This is a genomic window from Cryobacterium sp. PH31-O1, assembly GCF_030063455.1.
Taxonomy (GTDB): domain Bacteria; phylum Actinomycetota; class Actinomycetes; order Actinomycetales; family Microbacteriaceae; genus Cryobacterium.
Window position 1 is genome coordinate 196,186 of record NZ_JASITB010000006.1, and the last position, 16,495, is coordinate 212,680.

Here is a 16,495-nt window from a genome sequence, read left to right on the forward strand (position 1 = left end):
GCGGGTCCTCCCAGAGTTCTTCGGTCGTGCGTGCGTAGACTGAGGCGGTGAACACCAGCATGCACACCCAAAGCAAGCCGACCGCTATCGGCCTGGGTATGCCGCGCATTCCCAGCGCTCGCAACAGGCTTAAGGATACCCCGGTCATCGGACATAAGCGGGTGCTGCTTGCAGCCCCGCGCGGTTACTGCGCCGGAGTCGACCGTGCGGTCATCGCCGTTGAGAAGGCGCTGGAGCACTACGGCGCCCCGGTATACGTGCGCAAGCAAATCGTGCACAACATCCACGTGGTCTCCGAGCTCGAGAATATGGGCGCCATCTTCGTCGATGAGGTCGACGAGGTGCCGCATGGCGCACACATCGTCTTCAGTGCCCACGGCGTCTCCCCGGCCGTCGTCAACGCAGCCGCCGAGCGTGGACTGCAGGCGATCGACGCGACCTGCCCCCTCGTGACCAAGGTGCACCGTGAGGCCGTGCGTTTCGCCCGGGACGATTTTCAAATTTTGCTGATCGGTCACGAAGGCCACGAAGAGGTCGAGGGAACTGCCGGGGAAGCCCCAGAGCACACCACCCTGGTCGGCAGCCCCGACGAAGCCGACACCGTCGTCGTGCGCGACCCCGCGCGGGTGGTCTGGCTGTCACAGACCACGCTGAGCGTCGACGAGACCATGGAGACCGTGCGCCGACTGCGGGCGCGGTTTCCGCTCCTGCAGGATCCACCGAGCGACGACATCTGTTACGCCACCCAGAACCGCCAGGTGGCCATCAAGAAGGTCGCCCGGGACTCCGACCTGGTGATCGTGGTCGGTTCGGCCAACTCGTCCAACTCGGTGCGCCTGGTAGAGGTCGCCCTGGAATACGGCGCGAAAGCGGCTTATCGCGTTGACTTCGCGAGTGAGGTCAAACAGGAGTGGCTCGACAACGCGGCGACCGTCGGGGTGACGAGTGGGGCATCCGTTCCCGAGGAACTCGTCGACGAATTGCTCGAAGCTCTCGCCGACGCCGGCTACAGCGATGTGGAACAGGTCAAGACCGCCGAAGAAGACCTGATCTTCTCGCTGCCCAAGGAGCTGCGCAAGGACCTCTCCGGCGAAACGGATGCCCGTGCGTTCGGTGGGCGCGCCGCCCCGGTCGAGTAGCAGGCTCGGCCGCTACTGGCGGCTGAGGAACTCGATCAGGGTCGGGTCGATGAATAGCGCGGCTATGGTGAAAGCAAACAGCACCACGAGCGACACCGCACCACCGACGATGGGCACGAAGAAAGCGCGTCGACGTACCATTAGTTTGCGCACCGACACCGCTGTTGCGGCCAGCCAGACGAACACGAGAGTGATGGCTCCGACCGTCGTGATGGTGCCGATGGACGCCGCCGGAGTGTAGGTGCCAAGGCCCTGATCGGTGTAAAAGGCCTGCATCGCGATCGGGAATCCGCCCAGGGAGAACACGCCGTAGACCGTGGCGAGAAGCCCGAAGCCTAACAGCGCGACGGTCCACGGACGATCCCAGGCGGGCACGGTGCGCGGTCCGGGCGCCGGCTGAACAGTCGGGGTGGATGTGTGCGGTGGTGCGCCCGCTCCCGCCCCGATGGTGGGGGAGGGAGCGGGACGAACCCGGTCTTCGTCCTGCGTCGGTTGCCAGGTCCAGCCTTCAGGGGCGAGTTCGCCGTATTGCGGGCGTGGGCGTGAATCTGGCGCGGGGGGTGGAACGGAGTCCGGGTTCTCTGTCATTTATCCAACTGCTGTCATTGCTCTAACTGTTTGAGTGCCCGGCGGAGCCGAGCTGGCGGGTTGAATCAACGACGCGGGCAGCCATGGCCGACTCGGCCACCTTGCCCCACGCGCGCGGGTCGTAGACCTTCTTGTTGCCGACTTCTCCGTCGACCTTGATCACGCTGTCGTAGTTCTTGAGCATGTAATCGGCGATGGAGCGGGTGAAGGCGTACTGGGTATCGGTGTCGATGTTCATCTTGACGACGCCGTTGGCGACGGCTTCAGCGATTTCGGCGTCGGTCGAGCCGGAGCCGCCGTGGAAGACCAGGTCGAGTGGCAGCGCGGCGAGCCCGAACTTGGTGGAGAGGCCGGTCTGGATCTCCTTGAGCAGTTCCGGGCGCAGCTTCACGTTGCCGGGCTTGTAGACGCCGTGCACGTTACCGAAGGTGAGGGCGGCCATGTAGCGGCCCTGCTCGCCGAGGCCAAGGGCCCCGACCATCTTGATAGCGTCGTCGAGGGTCGTGTACAGGTTCTCATTGACGTCGGCCTGAACGCCGTCTTCTTCGCCGCCGACTGCGCCGATCTCAACTTCGAGAATGGCATTGATTGCGCGGGTGCGCTTCAGAATGTCGGTGGCGATCTCGAGGTTCTTGTCGAGCGCGATGGCCGAACCGTCCCACATGTGCGACTGGAAGATGGGGTGGCCGCCATCGGCCACCGCCGACTCCGAGGCTTCGATGAGCGGAATCACAAAGTCACCGAGTGCGCCCTCCGGGCAGTGGTCGGTGTGAAGTGCCACGGTGATCGGGTAGTTATCGGCAACCGAGTGCGCGAACCGGGCGAAGGCGAGTGCGCCGGAGGCCCGGTTTTTCACGGTGTGGCCGGCGAAGTAGTCGGCACCGCCGGTGGTGACCTGGATGATGCCGTCGGATCCTGCTTCGGTGAGGCCTTGGAGAACAGCATTGATGCTCTGCGACGATGACACGTTGAACGCCGGGTAGGCGAACCCGCCTGTCTTCGCTTTGTCGAGCATGGCGGCGTACTGGTCGGGGGTTGCGATGGGCATTGCTTCTCCTCGAGAGTGTGCGGGGGGTGTCACCCGAGTCTAGCCACGCCCGTCTCGGTGCGGTCGGTCGCGATAAGGTGACTCGGGCGGACAATCCGCGCGACCCGCCGCGCATCCGTCGTATTCGAAGTCGAACTGACGTCCGGGAGGACCTTTTGAACAGCACCGAGACCGCCACTCTGTTTCAACACCCCGACCGTAACCTTGCCATGGAGCTCGTGCGTGCCACCGAGGCCGCAGCCATCCGCGCCGTGCCCTTCATCGGCCGCGGCGACAAGAACGCCGCAGACAAAGCCGCCGTCGACGCCATGCGCGCCTTCCTCGGCACCGTCAATTTCGACGGCCTCATCGTCATCGGTGAGGGCGAAAAAGACGAAGCCCCCATGCTTTTCAACGGCGAGCACGTCGGCAACGGCCGCGGCCCGGCCTGCGACATCGCCGTCGACCCCATAGACGGAACCAGCCTCACGGCTGCCGGTCGCCAGAACGCCGTCTCGGTCATCGCAGTCTCTGACCGCGGCACCATGCTCGACGCCTCGTCGATCTTCTACATGGACAAGATCGTCACCGGTGCGGCCGGGCGCGGCGTCGTCAGCCTCGACCAGTCGATTGCCGACAACATTCGCGACCTGGCTCAGGCTATGAAGAAGCCGATCGGTGAAATGACCATCGCCGTTCTTGACCGCCCCCGCCATGCCGGCCTGATCGACGCCATTCGCAGCGCCGGCGCCGGAACCCGCCTCATGCTCGACGGTGACGTGGCCGGCGGAATCAACGCTGCCCGTTACGAGACCCGCATCGACATGTGCGTCGGCATCGGTGGAAGCCCGGAAGGTATCACCACGGCCTGCGCACTTAAGGCGCTCGGCGGCTACATGCAGGGACGCCTTGCCCCGAAGGACGACGCGGAGCGTGCCCGTGGCGTCGCGGCCGGCCTCGACATCGACAAGCTGCTCGAAATCGACGACATGGTCAGCGGTGACAACACGTTCTTCGTGGCGACCGGCGTCACCGATGGCGGACTCGTCGACGGTGTGCGTCGCAAGGGCCCGATGATCCGCACCGAAAGCATCGTGCTGCGCTCGCGTTCGGGCACGGCCCGTCGAGTCATCGCGGAACACCTCGCCGAGAAGTGGCTGTAGGCGCTTCGATCTTCTCGTAGCTTCAAACCAAAACTGCACGCTCGGGTCTGTTTGGTCAGACTCGAGGCGTGCAGTTTTCGGTTTACCGCCCCTAATTCACCGCCCCTAATTCACCGCCCCTAATTCACCGCCCCTGGCGCCGACTTAAACGTGTACCTCGGAATCCGATTCGTCGACTTCAGCGAGACGCCGGTTGATCAAACTGTGCTTAGCGTCATTCAATTCAGCGCCGTCCAGTTCAACGGGCAGGTCCAGCTCGTCGGAGACGGATGCTGGCGTTTCGATCGGGGGCGTTTCCAGCTCGGGCGCGGTCAGTTTGCGCGGGGAATCGTGAATAATGGCCGGTTCGGTGAGCAGCCCGATCTTGGTCTGGTCGATCCCGGGAAACTGCCGGGCGGTCACGAGCACCCGGGACTCCAGCGAGTTGGCGAACTTGTTGTAACTGTCTACCGTGCGTTCGAGCGCCTTACGCAGCGATTCGGCATGGCCGCTGAGCGCACCGAGTCGCTGGTACAGGGCGTTGCCGAGGTCGAACAGCTTCTGCGCCTCGTCGGTGACCGCCTGCTGCTGCCAGGTGAAGGCCACCGTCTTGAGCACCGCCCACAGGTTCACCGGCGACGCCAGCGCCACCCGCTTGCTGAACGAGTAGTCAAGAATAGACGGGTCGGCTTCAAGCGCCGCCGACAGCAGCGACTCGCTCGGAATGAACGCGATCACGAACTCCGGACTCGCATCGAAACCTTCCCAGTACGTCTTCTTGGCGAGCGCATCAATGTGGGCGCGCACGGCTTTCACGTGCTTGTCAATCAGTAGCTTGCGGCGCGCACCCTCCTCGCCGGTGGCGGTATAGGGAATGGTGCTCGCTTCGATGTAGTGCTCGAGCGGCACCTTGGCATCGATCGCGATCGACTTGTTGCCGGGCAGTCGCACGACCATGTCGGGTCGGCCGAGGCCGGCATCTGTTGTGATGTTGGTCTGGGTGTTGAAGTCGACGTACTGGGCGAGGCCGGCCGCTTCGACCACACGCCGCAACTGGGTCTCACCCCAGACGCCGCGCGTGCTGTTGGAGCGCAGCGCGCTCGCGAGCGACTCGGTGGTCACCCGAAGTTGCTGATCAGAAATCTGCGCCTGCTTAAGCTGCTCAGACAACGAACCGTACTGTTCGCTGCGCTGTGTCTCCAGCTCGGTGACCTTTTCCTGCATGGTACGCAGAGTCTCCCGCACCGGGCTGAGGGCTTCGAGCACGAGGTGTTCCCGCTTCTCCCTCTCGGACTGAAGCTGCTGGTCGGAGCGCTGCCGTTCAATGGTTTCACGCGTCGTGGCGCGGTCGTGGTCGATCTGGGTGGTGAGGCCATCCACTGTGGCCAGGGCGGCGGACAGCTCACTCTGCAGGGCCGCTCGCACGGTTGCTTCGCTCGCCCGCGCCTCGGCGAGAGCGACCTGGTGACGTGCCTCGACCACGGCCGGGGCGAGGGCTCCCTCGGCGGGGAGGTCAGTGCGGCGGCGTTGCAGCAGCACCATGGCCAACAGGGCACCTACAGCGGCACCGATGATCAGACCGATAATCAAACTCAGCAGTGGATCCATGCATTAAGTCTGCCAGTGCCAACCGACATTGCCGGAATGACACTCGGACCAGCTTAAATGGTGCTTGAGATGGTTCTAGTTGAGCGCCATCGGCCCGTGTGTCGACGCGTGCTCCTGGGTGGCAACCGGTCCGATCACGCCGACCTTGACCCGGGTCACGTGGGCGAGCTGCTCGAGCGTGTCGACCTCGTGACGCGCGGCCGCGTGAATCATGATGGCCGCGCAGGCCTCGGCATCAGCGAGCGCGTTGTGGTGCGAGAAGTCCTCGAAGCCGGCCGCCATCGCTGCGACTGGCAGGCGATACGACTCCAGGTGGTAGGTGCGGCGGGCCACCTGCAGGCTGCAGACGTACCGAAAATCGGGCACTGGCTGGCCCGTCGCGAGCGACGCCGTCTTGATCACGCCGAGGTCGAAACTGGCATTGTGGGCGACCAGATAGTCGTCACCAACGAAGGCGATCAGCCGGGGAAGCTGCTGGACCCAGGTGGCCGCACCCACGACATCCGCTGCGGTGATGCCGTGAATTTGGGTGTTCCATTTTGAGAAGGAATCGTGGCCGGGCGGTGGCTGGATGAGCCAGTAGGCCGAATCGACGATCACGCCGTCACTCACCTTTACCATCCCGACCGAGCACGCCGAGGCGCCCGAGGAGTTGGCGGTTTCGAAGTCGATCGCGGTGAAGTTCAGCACGCCTAATGGTCTCACGGGCCGCCGACATGGCCCGCCGACGCGGCCCGCCGTGGCGTGGCCGGTAGAATAGGCTCTCGTGGCTCTTACAATTGCAATCGTCGGACTCCCCAATGTGGGAAAGTCCACCCTCTTCAACGCCCTGACCAAGAACAACGTGCTCGCCGCGAACTACCCGTTCGCCACGATCGAGCCCAACGTTGGAATCGTGAACCTTCCCGATTCGCGCCTGGCCGATCTGGCAACCATTTACGGCAGCAAGGCGCTACTGCCGGCTCCGGTGTCGTTCGTTGACATTGCCGGAATCGTGCGCGGCGCCAGCGAGGGGGAGGGGCTCGGCAACAAGTTTCTAGCAAACATTCGCGAAGCGGATGCCATCGCCCAGGTCATTCGCGGATTCGCCGACCCCGACGTTGTGCACGTCGACGGCAAGGTCAACCCGGCCGGCGACATGGAGACCATCAACACCGAGCTGATCCTCGCCGACCTGCAGACCCTCGAGAAGGCCGTGCTGCGCTTCGAAAAGGAGACCAAGGGGCGAAAGCTCGCCCCGATCGTGTTGGAGACCGCGCTCAAAGCACAGGCCTTTCTCGACGGTGGCAAGCCGCTGTCGTCGTCGAGCATAGACATCGAGCCGATCAGCGAACTCGGTTTGCTCACCGCCAAGCCCTTTATCTACGTTTTTAACGTTGACGAGGCCGTGCTGCAGGACCAGGCCAAGCTCGACACCCTCGCGGCGCTCGTCGCCCCGGCGAACGCCGTGTTCCTCGACGCCAAGCTGGAGAGTGAACTGAGCGAACTCGACGCGGAAGACGCCGCCGAGATGCTCGCCTCCACCGGTCAGGCCGAAAGCGGCCTCGACCAACTCGCCCGCATCGGCTTTGACACGCTCGGTCTGCAGACCTACCTCACCGCGGGCCCCAAAGAGTGCCGCGCCTGGACCATCCACAAGGGGTGGACCGCGCCGCAGGCCGCCGGAGTCATTCACACCGACTTTCAAAAGGGTTTCATCAAGGCCGAGATCTTCTCCTTCGAAGACCTCATGGCCGCCGGCTCGATCGCCGAGGCCCGGTCCAAGGGCAAGGCCCGCATCGAGGGCAAAGAGTACGTCATGCAAGACGGCGACGTCGTGGAGTTTCGCTTCAACGTTTAGCCGTGCGAAACGATCCGCGACTAAGGAGCCGCAATGACCCGTGTTGCCGCCATTGATTGCGGAACGAACTCGATCCGACTGTTGATCGCCGATCTCGACGGGCAGGGTGGCCTGCACGATGTGGTGCGAACGCTGGAGTTGGTGCGGTTGGGCGAGGGCGTCGACCGCACCGGTCGATTCAGCGAGGCAGCGCTTGAGCGCACGCTCGCCGCAACCCGTCGGTATGCGCAGCTGTGTCGCGAACACGAGGTCGAGCGCATCCGTTTTGTGGCGACGTCGGCGACGCGGGATGCCGCCAACCGCGCTGAATTCACCGATGCGGTCTACAAAATTCTGGGCGTACCAGCGGAGGTTATTCCCGGCACCGAAGAAGCGGCACTGTCGTTTCGCGGCGCGTTGACCGCCGTTAGCCGACAGAGCGCTGACGCAGCGGCCAGCGCGGCCCAGCACCTTGTTATCGACCTCGGTGGCGGATCCACCGAATTAGTGCTGGGCGGTAGCACTCCCGACGCTGCCTATTCCATGGATATCGGATGCGTGCGCCTGACCGAACGGAACATGCTGAGCGATCCGCCGCTCGAGGCAGAGCTGGCCGGCATCCGACGCGACGTCAACTCTGCGCTGGACCTGGCCACCGGCACCGTGAACCTGGCGCAGGCTACCGAGGTGATCGGCGTGGCCGGCACCATCACCACGATCACGGCGCACGCCCTGGGCCTCACGTCCTATGACCCCGTGGCCATCAACGGCGCTCGAGTTTCGCTTTCCGAGGTGCTTGCCTCCTGCGATGCGCTCAGCCACATGCCGCGCGCCGAACGCGCAGCACTGCCGTACATGCACCCCGGCCGGGTCGATGTGATTGCTGCTGGAGCGGTAATCTGGGCGACTATTCTGGAGCGCATCGCGGCTGTCAGGGCCGCTACCGCGACACCGCTTGCGTTCGTCGCCACCAGTGAGCACGACATCCTCGATGGCGCTGCCCTGTCACTCGCGTCGAATCACGCCAGTATGGGCTGACGAGTACCCGGCCGAACGGTCGTGCAGGCGCGCCGCAGGCATCCGTTTCGGTTAGTGCCCGCGGGCGATCCAGTCGGCCAAATCGGGCGCCTCGGCACCGATCGACGTCGACTCGCCGTGACCGGTTTTGACGACGGTCTCGGCGGGCAGCGTCAGCAGCTTGGTGGTGATCGATTCGATGATCGTGGGGAAATCACTGTATGAGCGACCGGTCGCACCCGGGCCGCCGTGAAAGAGCGTGTCGCCGCTGAACAGGGTGCCCAATGCTGGCGCGTAGAGACATACCGAACCGGGCGAATGACCGGGAGTGTGAATGACCTGCAACTCGATGCCGGCCACCTCGATGCGCTGCCCGTCGGCGAGATTGGCGGTGGGAGCGAGCTCCGGGTAGATGACGTCCCACAGCATCCGGTCGTCGGGGTGCAACCAGACGGGAGCATCCCGGGCAGAGGCTACCGCGCCGGCAGCACCGATGTGGTCGTTGTGGCCGTGAGTGCTCACAACGGCGAGTAGCCGACGGTCGCCGACGGCCGCGAGAATGGCATCCGCGTTGTGAGCGGCATCGATGACCACGCATTCGGTCTCGTCGCCGACGATCCACACATTGTTCTCCAACGCCCAAGTGCCGCCGTCGAGGCTGAAAGTACCCTCGGTGACCAGGTGCTCAATGCGCGCGGTCATTACAACACCACCACGGAGCGCAGCACGTCGCCGGAGGCCATCTTGGCGAAGGCGGCCTCGATATCGTCGATACCGATACGTTCGCTCACAAAATCAGCCAACGGTAATCTCCCTTGCAGATAGAGGTCGGTGAGCATGGGAAAGTCACGCTCGGGCAGGCAATCGCCGTACCAGGAGGATTTCAGTGAGCCGCCGCGGCCGAACACATCGAGTAGCGGGATCTCGAGCATCATGTCGGGCGTTGGCACCCCAACGAGAACGACAGTTCCGGCGAGATCGCGGGCGTAGAACGCCTGGCGCCAGGTTTCGGGGCGGCCCACCGCGTCGATGACGACGTCGGCGCCAAAGCCGCCGGTGAGTGCTTGCACGGCCGCTACCACGCCATCCTCGTCGAGTCCGGAGGAGTCGATCCGGTGCGTGGCACCGAGCTCTTGGGCTTTTTGCAGCTTCTTTGCGTCGCGATCAATGGCGATGATGACGGATGCCCCGGCGAGCCTCGATCCGACGACGGCCGCGTTTCCGACGCCGCCGCAGCCGATCACGGCAACCGAGTCGCCATGGCTCACGTTGCCCGTGTTCATTGCCGCTCCGATGCCGGCCATAATGCCGCAGCCGAGCAGTCCGACCGCCGCCGGGTCGGCATCCTGGTTGACCCTGGTGCACTGTTTCTCATGCACGAGGGTTTTTTCGGCGAAGGCACCGATTCCGAGGGCCGGGCTGAGCTCGGTGCCGTCGGTGAGGGTCATCTTCTGGGTGGCGTTAAAGGTGTTGAAGCAATACCAAGGCTCGGCGCGTTTGCAGGCCCGGCAGTCGCCGCAGACGGCCCGCCAGTTGAGCACGACAAAGTCACCGACGGCGACATGGGTGACGCCCTCACCGATGACGCTTACCCGGCCGGCGGCCTCATGCCCGAGCAAAAAGGGGAAGTCGTCGTTGATGCCGCCCTCTTTGTAGTGAAAGTCGGTGTGGCACACGCCGCAGGTCTCGATGTCGACGACAACCTCGCCCGGGCCGGGGTCGGGAATGACAATACTCGTGAGCTCAACGGGAGCCCCCTTCGAACGGGCGATCGCGCCTTGAACGGTGATGGGCATAAAACTCCTCGTAACTGGCCGGGGCAGTGAAAATCGTAAGTTCAAGCCTACCGAAGCATTCTGTCGAGGCCGGGTCGGAGTTGGACGCCGTGAACCGCGGGCACAGCGAGCCCTTTGAATTGCCACCGCTCTAGGGGATACTTGGCCGCATCGGTACTGCGGCTGCGGTGGCGAGATACTTCTGCAACGATGCTAGGAGACCGCATGACCATGACCATTTCGCAGACGAGGATCGACGAGGCCGTTGCGGAGGTTGCGGCAGTGGCTGCAGCTCACGCCGAACAGGTCGATACTGACGGTGACTACCCGGTGGATGCCGTCGAGGCGTTGCGAGGGAGTGGGCTACTCGGGCTGGTGATCAGCGAGGAATCTGGGGGCATGGGTGCCGGTCCAGTCGAATTCATCGAAGTAGTCGGCGCCATCGCTGCGGCCTGCGGATCGACTGCCATGATCTACCTCATGCACGTCGCGGCGGCGGTAACAGTGGCCTCCGCCCCTCCGGCCGCGCTGCCGGGCCTACTGCGCCGAATGGCGTCGGGTGAGGTGCTGGGTACCTTGGCTTTCAGCGAAAAGGGTTCGCGTTCGCACTTCTGGGCTCCAGTGTCCGAATCCGTCGCCGACGGCGACGACCTGCAATTCACCGCCTATAAGAGTTGGGTGACCTCGGCCGGTCACGCCGACGTCTTCGTGATGTCGTCCAAGAGCGCGGTCGATCCGGAAACCGTCGACCTTTACGCGATCCCTGCGGACACACCCGGTCTGGAGATCGCCGGCCCGTGGAGTGGGCTGGGGTTGCGCGGCAACGCCTCGAGCCCAATGTCGGTATCGGTAACGATTCCATCCGGCTATCGCATCGGTCAGGCGGGCAGCGGGTTCGGCACGATGATGGCCACCGTGCTGCCGTGGTTCAACCTGGGTAACTCAGCCGTGTCGCTTGGGCTGTCGCGGGCGGCGGTGGACGCAGCGACGACGCACGTGACGGGTGCCCGATTGGAGCATTTAGATCAGGCGCTGTCGTCATTGCCGACCATCCGCGCTCAGGTGGCGAAAATGAGCATCGCCCTTGCCGCCCAGAACGCCTACCTGGCGATGGCGGCGTCACGGGTCGCGAGCCCCGCCGACGATACCGGTCTGTTCGTTCTTGGCGTGAAAGCCTCGACCAACGACGCCGCGCTGACAATTACCGAAACGGCGATGCGGGTCTGCGGTGGGGCGGCGTTCTCGAAGCATCTTCCCATCGAGCGGGCCTTTCGGGATGCCCGCGCCGGATCGGTCATGGCCCCAACAGCCGACGTGCTCTACGACTTCTACGGTAAGGCCCTCACCGGCCTTCCGCTGTTCTGAGCGCCGGATGTCTCAGCTCAGCGGAGCCCCTCTTCTCGTCGGAGCGGTCGCCTACACGCCCAACGTCGTTCCCATCTGGGAGGGCATCCGCGACTACTTTGACACGCCCGATACGGCCATGGACTTCGTACTGTTCTCTAATTACGGTCGCCTCGTGGATGCCCTCCGGGCCGGAATGATCGATATTGCCTGGAATACCAACCTTGCCTATGCTCGCTCTGTACTGCAGACCGACGGCCATGTGCGGGCGCTCGCGATGCGGGACACTGACGCCGCATTCTCGACGGTGTTCGTGGCGGCGGCGGGAAGCGGCTGGTCTGGCCCCGGTGACATCGGGTCCCGGCGGCTGGCACTCGGGTCGGCGGACTCGGCGCACGCCGCGATCCTGCCCCTGCACTATCTCCGGGCGGCCGGGATAGATGTAGAACATATGCAGCTCAAGCGCTTCGACAGCGATATCGGTAAGCACGGCGACACCGGGCGCAGCGAGCTCGACGCGATCGATGCGGTTCTTGCGGGGGATGCCGACGTTGCCGCTATCGGCATCACGGTCTGGGAGAACATCGGCCGAGGTGACCTGATGCCGGGCACGCTGGAACAGGTCTGGCAAACGGAGAAATACTCGCACTGTATGTTCACCGCCCTCGACACCCTTCCCGAGTCAGTGAGTGCTCCGTGGGTGGCGAAACTGCTCGCAATGGACTGGGAGGTGCCCGCGCATCGACGCATCCTTGAACTGGAGGGGCTCACCCGGTGGGTCGAGCCACATCTGGACGGTTATACCGGCCTGTTCGAAGCGATCGCGCAGCAGGGCGTCGATTCCCGATGGTAGTCATGGCGCTCATGCGCATCGTGGAACAGCTCGCAGAGGGGGACACCGCCCAGTTTGCGGTGGCGTCGGCCAGCGAACTGGAATTGGTGCGCCGATGGTGTGCGAAGACGGGCAACACCGTGGTCAGCACGATGATGGTCGAGCAGGATGCCGGCCACGTCACCGTTGGCCGCGGGCGTCCGCGCGACCCGGCTACGATGATTCCCGCCGACCGGATGCCCGGAGCCAGGCTTTGGTTGTACACCAACTTTCACTGCAACCTGGCCTGCGATTACTGTTGTGTCGCCTCTTCACCGAAAACCGATCCTCGCTTGCTCGGGATTGAGACAATTGAGACCCTGGTCGTTGAAGCGGCAGCGTGGGGGGTGCGGGAGTTGTATCTCACCGGCGGTGAACCATTTCTCCTTCCTGACATCGACGCGATCGTTCGGGCCTGCGTAGGGCAGCTGCCGACAACGCTGTTGACCAATGGAATGCTGTTTCGTGGCTTAGGACTGCGCAAGCTGCGGGCGATGCCCCGCGAGGGTTTCGCGCTCCAAATCAGTGTGGACTCGTCGACCGCTGAGGTGCACGACTCGCACCGCGGTGCCGGGAGTTGGAAGCGGGCACTTGCCGGAATCCGGGTGGCACTCGACGAGGGCTTCACCGTTCGTGTCGCGGCGACCATCTCGGCCCACGACGATCCGGCCCTGGACGAGCTGCACGCCCTGTTCGACGGACTCGGGATTCCGCGGGCCGACCAGGTCATCCGTCCGATCGCCCTCCAGGGCGTCGCCGATGAAGGGGTGACGTTCTCCCGGGAGTCGCTGATCCCCGAGGTAACGGTGACAGCGGAGGGCATCTACTGGCATCCGGTTGCCGCACTTGACGCGGACGCCCTCGTCAGCCGGCAGATTCTCCCGCTGGCTCCCTCCCTCGACCTGGTCAGCGACCTTTTTGCCAAGCAGTGGTCGTCGATGACGGCCGCGTCAGCCATGTTCGCCTGCGCCTGAAAGGGAATGTGAATGCGATGATCGGAAGCAAGACCCCAATGAGGGTCAACGAGTTGGACGTCAATGCGATCGCGGCCGGTCGGCCCACCCGCGTGGTGCTGGCGGCAGTGCGGATCGCGGTCGGGCTGATGTGGCTGCAAAACGTGAATTGGAAACGCCCGCCAGACTTCGGGCAGGCTTCGGGAAATGGCCTCTACCAGTACACCGCTGACGCGGTCAAAAATCCGGTTCTGGAGCCGTTCAGCTGGCTGGTGACGAACGTCATATTCCCGAATTTCGCTCTCTTCGGCTGGGGGGTACTCATCGTCGAGTTCTGCCTCGGTGCGTTCCTGCTGGTTGGACTCCTGACGCGGTTCTGGGCAATCATAGGCATTCTGCAGACGATTGCGATCACGCTCTCGGTGCTGAATACCCCGGCGGAGTGGCAGTGGAGCTACTACCTGATGTTCGCCGCGCAATTCGTGCTCTTCGCTACCGCCGCCGGGCGCGTCGCGGGGGTCGATGGGCTGCTTCGACCACGGTGGTCACTCCACTCGGGCCGGTCGGCCCGGATCGCGATGGCGCTCTCATGACCGGCACAGCGCCGGCACGGGCTCGCCGCACCCTAAGCTGGCGCGCCCGCGGACTACTCGTCGCCGGGTTCACGGCGCTCAGTGCATTGTTCGCCCTGGTGGACTACACGCCGCTGCATTTTGTTGCGGTGAACCTCGTGCAAGGGTTGTTGCTGGTCGGTCTGGCAGCGGTGGCCGCGCTGGGCTGCGCGCTTCGGCTTCCAGCGTTTATTCTCGTCGCCGGCTCGATCTTGATTGTCGCCGGTCTGGTGCGGCTCGCCACCTACGGGCAAACAATCGGAATCATCTCCGGTTCGGTCAACGCCGCCGCGCTGATGGTCGCGCTCGGCACCGCGTTCGTCGCGATCTGGCTCACCTCGCGGCCGCTGCCAGCACTGCCATGAGTGCCGCCGGATCGGGCAATTTTGTTGCAGGTACAAGTTCGCGCTTGGACGGCGCGGTAAGGCTCCCGGTGGCACAATGGGCGCATGACGACACTGCACCTCACAGACAATGCCGACGCGGATAAAATTCTTAGCGAGAACCCATTTGCCCTGCTCGTCGGGATGCTGCTTGACCAGCAGATTGCCATGGAAGTGGCCTTCAGCGGCCCGGCCAAAATTCAGGAGCGCATCGGTGCCCTGGACCCGGCCACCATCGCGACCTACGACGCCGATGCCTTTGTCGAGGTCTTTCGCGTGACACCAGCGGTGCACCGGTACCCCGGCTCGATGGCCAAGCGGGTGCAGGAGGTTGCCGAGGTGATCGTAAACAACTGGAACGGCGATACGGCATCCATCTGGACTGCCGACACCCCCACCGGGCCCGAGATACTGCGCCGGCTCAAGGCCCTGCCCGGGTTCGGTGAGCAGAAGTCGAAAATTTTCCTCGCCCTGCTCGGCAAGCGCTTGGAAGTGGATGCGCCCGGCTGGCGCGAAGCATCCGCTCCCTATGGGGAGGAAGGAGCATTTCGGTCGGTGGCTGACATTGTCGATCCCGAGTCGCTTCGTCGCGTTCGGGAGACCAAGCGGGCGGCCAAGGCCGCAGCGAAGGCGTAGTCTCGCGTGGTGAATCCCCATTTCAGCGCGCAGACATTTGACTTTCTCGACGAGCTCGAGCACCGCAACGAACGCGAATGGTTTCAAGAACACAAACCGATCTATGAGCGGGAACTGAAACAACGGATGCTGACGGCCATCGAGTCGCTCAACGACACCATGGCTGGTTTTGCGAGTGACTATATTCGCCCGCCGAGCAAGGCCATGCTGCGCATCTATCGGGACGTGCGATTCTCCAAAGACAAAACTCCCTACAAAACGCAGTTGAGCGCGTTTTGGCCTCGCCAAGGCTTAGAGAAGACCGGTGGAGCCGCCTTTTTCCTCCAGGTGGGCGTGCACGGGGTTTTGGTGGCCGGTGGTGCCTACTCTCCGCAGCCTGTGCAGCTGCGGGCTATTCGTGACTACGTGCTCGATCATCACGGTGAATTGCGAACGCTGTTGAAAGCGCCCGCTCTGCTCGCGATGGCCGAACCATTTGGTGGCAACAAACTCATCCGCCCGCCGCGCGATTTTCCGGTCGATCATCCGGCAGCAGATTTACTGCTCAATCGCAGCTGGGCGCTGATGGCCCACCTGCCCGGCGACGCCGCCCTTGAGGAGAACTTCACCGACCTGGTCATTGAACGGTTTCGCGCATTCATGCCGGTCGTGAATTTTCTCAATGTGCCGCTTGCCTTTGCCACCCCACTTGAGCAGGAGGCGGCAACGGGCCGACGCCGCTCCGCCTAAGCGTCACCACCACACCGGATGGCGGCGCCAGCTACACCAGGGCGGTGATTCGGCTTAGTACCCGCTCGGGAACGGCCTCCCGCGGCACCTCGCCGAGCAGAAAATCGCCGTCCGGAAGAACCGCGGTGTCGGCCGACCAGAACTGAGGCTTGATTACCGCGCCCGTTCGGGCACTGCCGTGCAGTTCGACCCCATCGCCGGTGCGCTGGCCCAAAGCCCACCGATAATGGTCGGTCACGTTGGCAATCGGTGAATACGTCGACAGGGGTACCGAACCGGCACTCACGATCGGCCCGCGGTCATCGAGCAGCACGGCAACCAGGGGCAGGGCAGCGAAACCGCGCAGCCAGTCAGCCACATACATGGACGCATTTTCGGCACTATCGGCGTCGAGCCCCGAGACATCCGCTGATCCCGAAAACGCATGCGTCCGCGCCAGCCACTGCATCGGCGACGGAATCTGCAGCACAACGGGCACCCGCTGGGTCTGGCTGAACGTGGTCGCAAGTTCAATGACAAACGCGGTTGTTTCCGCGTCGTTCAGCAGAGTGCGGAGCGCAAAACCGGTTCGTGACTTGGCTCCCATAGCCGCTTGCAGCCTGGCGTCGTTGTTCAGGCACTGGGCATAAAAACGATCGAGGCTGAGCAGTGCAAAGTCAGATTTCAGTACGCCCTGAACCTGGCCGAAAAAATTTGCATAGGCCATCGGCTCCTGCCATGGCACGGGCTTGCCCTGCAAGAAAACGGATTGCGCATAGTCATGGCTGTCCAGTAGCACGGCCCGACTCCGACCAGACGTTGGCTCAGCCAGAAGCTCATCCAGTGAAAGTGTCACGGTATCTCCCATCAATCA

General features: G+C 63.8%; 18 protein-coding genes. 11 read left to right on the forward strand and 7 right to left on the reverse strand.

All coding sequences use genetic code 11. The annotated features are described in order from the left end of the window. Positions 1-98 precede the first annotated feature (98 nt). A complete protein-coding gene (locus QMK31_RS13575) occupies positions 99-1,139 on the forward strand; it encodes a 4-hydroxy-3-methylbut-2-enyl diphosphate reductase (RefSeq protein ID WP_283501560.1) in 1,041 nt (346 codons plus the stop codon). A 12-nt stretch (positions 1,140-1,151) separates the two neighbouring features. Here QMK31_RS13575 and QMK31_RS13580 read toward each other — a convergent pair whose 3' ends face one another. Both QMK31_RS13580 and fbaA read right to left on the reverse strand, forming a co-directional pair. Further along, a complete protein-coding gene (locus QMK31_RS13580) occupies positions 1,152-1,727 on the reverse strand; it encodes a DUF6264 family protein (RefSeq protein WP_283501475.1) in 576 nt (191 codons plus the stop codon). Positions 1,728-1,749: 22 nt separating this feature from the next. Further along, entirely contained in the window at positions 1,750-2,775 is a 1,026-nt protein-coding gene (gene fbaA, locus QMK31_RS13585) for a class II fructose-bisphosphate aldolase (RefSeq protein WP_283501476.1), read from the reverse strand. A gap of 209 nt (positions 2,776-2,984) precedes the next feature. Here fbaA and glpX point away from each other — a divergent pair, with 209 nt between their 5' ends. Beyond that, positions 2,985-3,917 carry a class II fructose-bisphosphatase gene (gene glpX, locus QMK31_RS13590; protein WP_092108627.1) on the forward strand — a complete coding sequence of 311 codons (933 nt, stop codon included), beginning with the start codon at positions 2,985-2,987 and terminating at the stop codon, positions 3,915-3,917. A 144-nt stretch (positions 3,918-4,061) separates the two neighbouring features. Here the strand turns inward: glpX and QMK31_RS13595 are convergent, their stop codons facing one another. Further along, entirely contained in the window at positions 4,062-5,504 is a 1,443-nt protein-coding gene (locus QMK31_RS13595) for a DNA recombination protein RmuC (protein WP_283501477.1), read from the reverse strand. A gap of 75 nt (positions 5,505-5,579) precedes the next feature. Further along, entirely contained in the window at positions 5,580-6,209 is a 630-nt protein-coding gene (locus tag QMK31_RS13600) for a 3'-5' exonuclease (protein WP_283501478.1), read from the reverse strand. A gap of 61 nt (positions 6,210-6,270) precedes the next feature. Here QMK31_RS13600 and ychF point away from each other — a divergent pair, with 61 nt between their 5' ends. Together ychF and QMK31_RS13610 are read left to right on the forward strand one after the other, a co-directional pair. Next, complete coding sequence (ychF, locus tag QMK31_RS13605; RefSeq protein WP_283501479.1) at positions 6,271-7,344, forward strand: redox-regulated ATPase YchF; 1,074 nt, start codon at positions 6,271-6,273, stop codon at positions 7,342-7,344. 33 nt (positions 7,345-7,377) lie between these two features. After that, positions 7,378-8,361 carry a Ppx/GppA phosphatase family protein gene (locus QMK31_RS13610; protein ID WP_283501480.1) on the forward strand — a complete coding sequence of 328 codons (984 nt, stop codon included), beginning with the start codon at positions 7,378-7,380 and terminating at the stop codon, positions 8,359-8,361. A gap of 51 nt (positions 8,362-8,412) precedes the next feature. Here QMK31_RS13610 and QMK31_RS13615 read toward each other — a convergent pair whose 3' ends face one another. Continuing rightward, complete coding sequence (locus tag QMK31_RS13615) at positions 8,413-9,042, reverse strand: MBL fold metallo-hydrolase (protein ID WP_283501481.1); 630 nt, start codon at positions 9,040-9,042, stop codon at positions 8,413-8,415. Then, positions 9,042-10,136: an S-(hydroxymethyl)mycothiol dehydrogenase gene (locus QMK31_RS13620; RefSeq protein WP_283501482.1), complete on the reverse strand. Its 1,095-nt coding sequence runs from the start codon at positions 10,134-10,136 to the stop codon at positions 9,042-9,044. The genes QMK31_RS13615 and QMK31_RS13620 overlap by 1 nt, the downstream gene beginning before the upstream one ends. A gap of 204 nt (positions 10,137-10,340) precedes the next feature. Between QMK31_RS13620 and fadE16 the strand changes: the two genes are divergently transcribed. From fadE16 to QMK31_RS13655, 7 genes are all read left to right on the forward strand, one after another. Continuing rightward, positions 10,341-11,480 (forward strand): Rv1679 family acyl-CoA dehydrogenase, encoded by a 1,140-nt coding sequence (gene fadE16, locus QMK31_RS13625; RefSeq protein WP_283501483.1) that lies wholly within the window; start codon positions 10,341-10,343, stop codon positions 11,478-11,480. Between the two features lie 7 nt (positions 11,481-11,487). Continuing rightward, a complete protein-coding gene (locus tag QMK31_RS13630; protein ID WP_283501484.1) occupies positions 11,488-12,312 on the forward strand; it encodes an Rv1680 family SBP-like protein in 825 nt (274 codons plus the stop codon). Further along, positions 12,306-13,304, forward strand: a complete 999-nt coding sequence (locus QMK31_RS13635; protein WP_283501485.1) for an Rv1681 family radical SAM protein — start codon at positions 12,306-12,308, stop codon at positions 13,302-13,304. The genes QMK31_RS13630 and QMK31_RS13635 overlap by 7 nt, the downstream gene beginning before the upstream one ends. Further along, positions 13,259-13,876, forward strand: coding sequence for a DoxX family protein (locus tag QMK31_RS13640; protein WP_283501486.1), 618 nt, complete (start codon positions 13,259-13,261; stop codon positions 13,874-13,876). The genes QMK31_RS13635 and QMK31_RS13640 overlap by 46 nt, the downstream gene beginning before the upstream one ends. Continuing rightward, positions 13,873-14,259, forward strand: a complete 387-nt coding sequence (locus tag QMK31_RS13645; protein ID WP_283501487.1) for an Rv1678 family membrane protein — start codon at positions 13,873-13,875, stop codon at positions 14,257-14,259. The genes QMK31_RS13640 and QMK31_RS13645 overlap by 4 nt, the downstream gene beginning before the upstream one ends. Positions 14,260-14,343: 84 nt before the next feature. Further along, positions 14,344-14,913, forward strand: coding sequence for an HhH-GPD-type base excision DNA repair protein (locus QMK31_RS13650; protein WP_283501488.1), 570 nt, complete (start codon positions 14,344-14,346; stop codon positions 14,911-14,913). A gap of 9 nt (positions 14,914-14,922) precedes the next feature. Beyond that, positions 14,923-15,642, forward strand: a complete 720-nt coding sequence (locus tag QMK31_RS13655; RefSeq protein WP_283501489.1) for a DUF2461 domain-containing protein — start codon at positions 14,923-14,925, stop codon at positions 15,640-15,642. Between the two features lie 31 nt (positions 15,643-15,673). Here QMK31_RS13655 and QMK31_RS13660 read toward each other — a convergent pair whose 3' ends face one another. Continuing rightward, positions 15,674-16,477, reverse strand: coding sequence for a hypothetical protein (locus QMK31_RS13660; RefSeq protein WP_283501490.1), 804 nt, complete (start codon positions 16,475-16,477; stop codon positions 15,674-15,676). Positions 16,478-16,495 lie beyond the last annotated feature (18 nt).

Coding starts and splice junctions, on each gene's coding strand:
- QMK31_RS13575 (WP_283501560.1), top strand. CDS start 99: ATGCCGCGCATTCCCAGCGCTCGCAACAGGCTTAAGGATACCCCGGTC.
- QMK31_RS13580 (WP_283501475.1), bottom strand. CDS start 1,727: ATGACAGAGAACCCGGACTCCGTTCCACCCCCCGCGCCAGATTCACGC.
- fbaA (WP_283501476.1), bottom strand. CDS start 2,775: ATGCCCATCGCAACCCCCGACCAGTACGCCGCCATGCTCGACAAAGCG.
- glpX (WP_092108627.1), top strand. CDS start 2,985: ATGGAGCTCGTGCGTGCCACCGAGGCCGCAGCCATCCGCGCCGTGCCC.
- QMK31_RS13595 (WP_283501477.1), bottom strand. CDS start 5,504: ATGGATCCACTGCTGAGTTTGATTATCGGTCTGATCATCGGTGCCGCT.
- QMK31_RS13610 (WP_283501480.1), top strand. CDS start 7,378: ATGACCCGTGTTGCCGCCATTGATTGCGGAACGAACTCGATCCGACTG.
- QMK31_RS13615 (WP_283501481.1), bottom strand. CDS start 9,042: ATGACCGCGCGCATTGAGCACCTGGTCACCGAGGGTACTTTCAGCCTC.
- QMK31_RS13620 (WP_283501482.1), bottom strand. CDS start 10,136: ATGCCCATCACCGTTCAAGGCGCGATCGCCCGTTCGAAGGGGGCTCCC.
- fadE16 (WP_283501483.1), top strand. CDS start 10,341: ATGACCATGACCATTTCGCAGACGAGGATCGACGAGGCCGTTGCGGAG.
- QMK31_RS13630 (WP_283501484.1), top strand. CDS start 11,488: ATGTCTCAGCTCAGCGGAGCCCCTCTTCTCGTCGGAGCGGTCGCCTAC.
- QMK31_RS13635 (WP_283501485.1), top strand. CDS start 12,306: ATGGTAGTCATGGCGCTCATGCGCATCGTGGAACAGCTCGCAGAGGGG.
- QMK31_RS13645 (WP_283501487.1), top strand. CDS start 13,873: ATGACCGGCACAGCGCCGGCACGGGCTCGCCGCACCCTAAGCTGGCGC.
- QMK31_RS13650 (WP_283501488.1), top strand. CDS start 14,344: ATGACGACACTGCACCTCACAGACAATGCCGACGCGGATAAAATTCTT.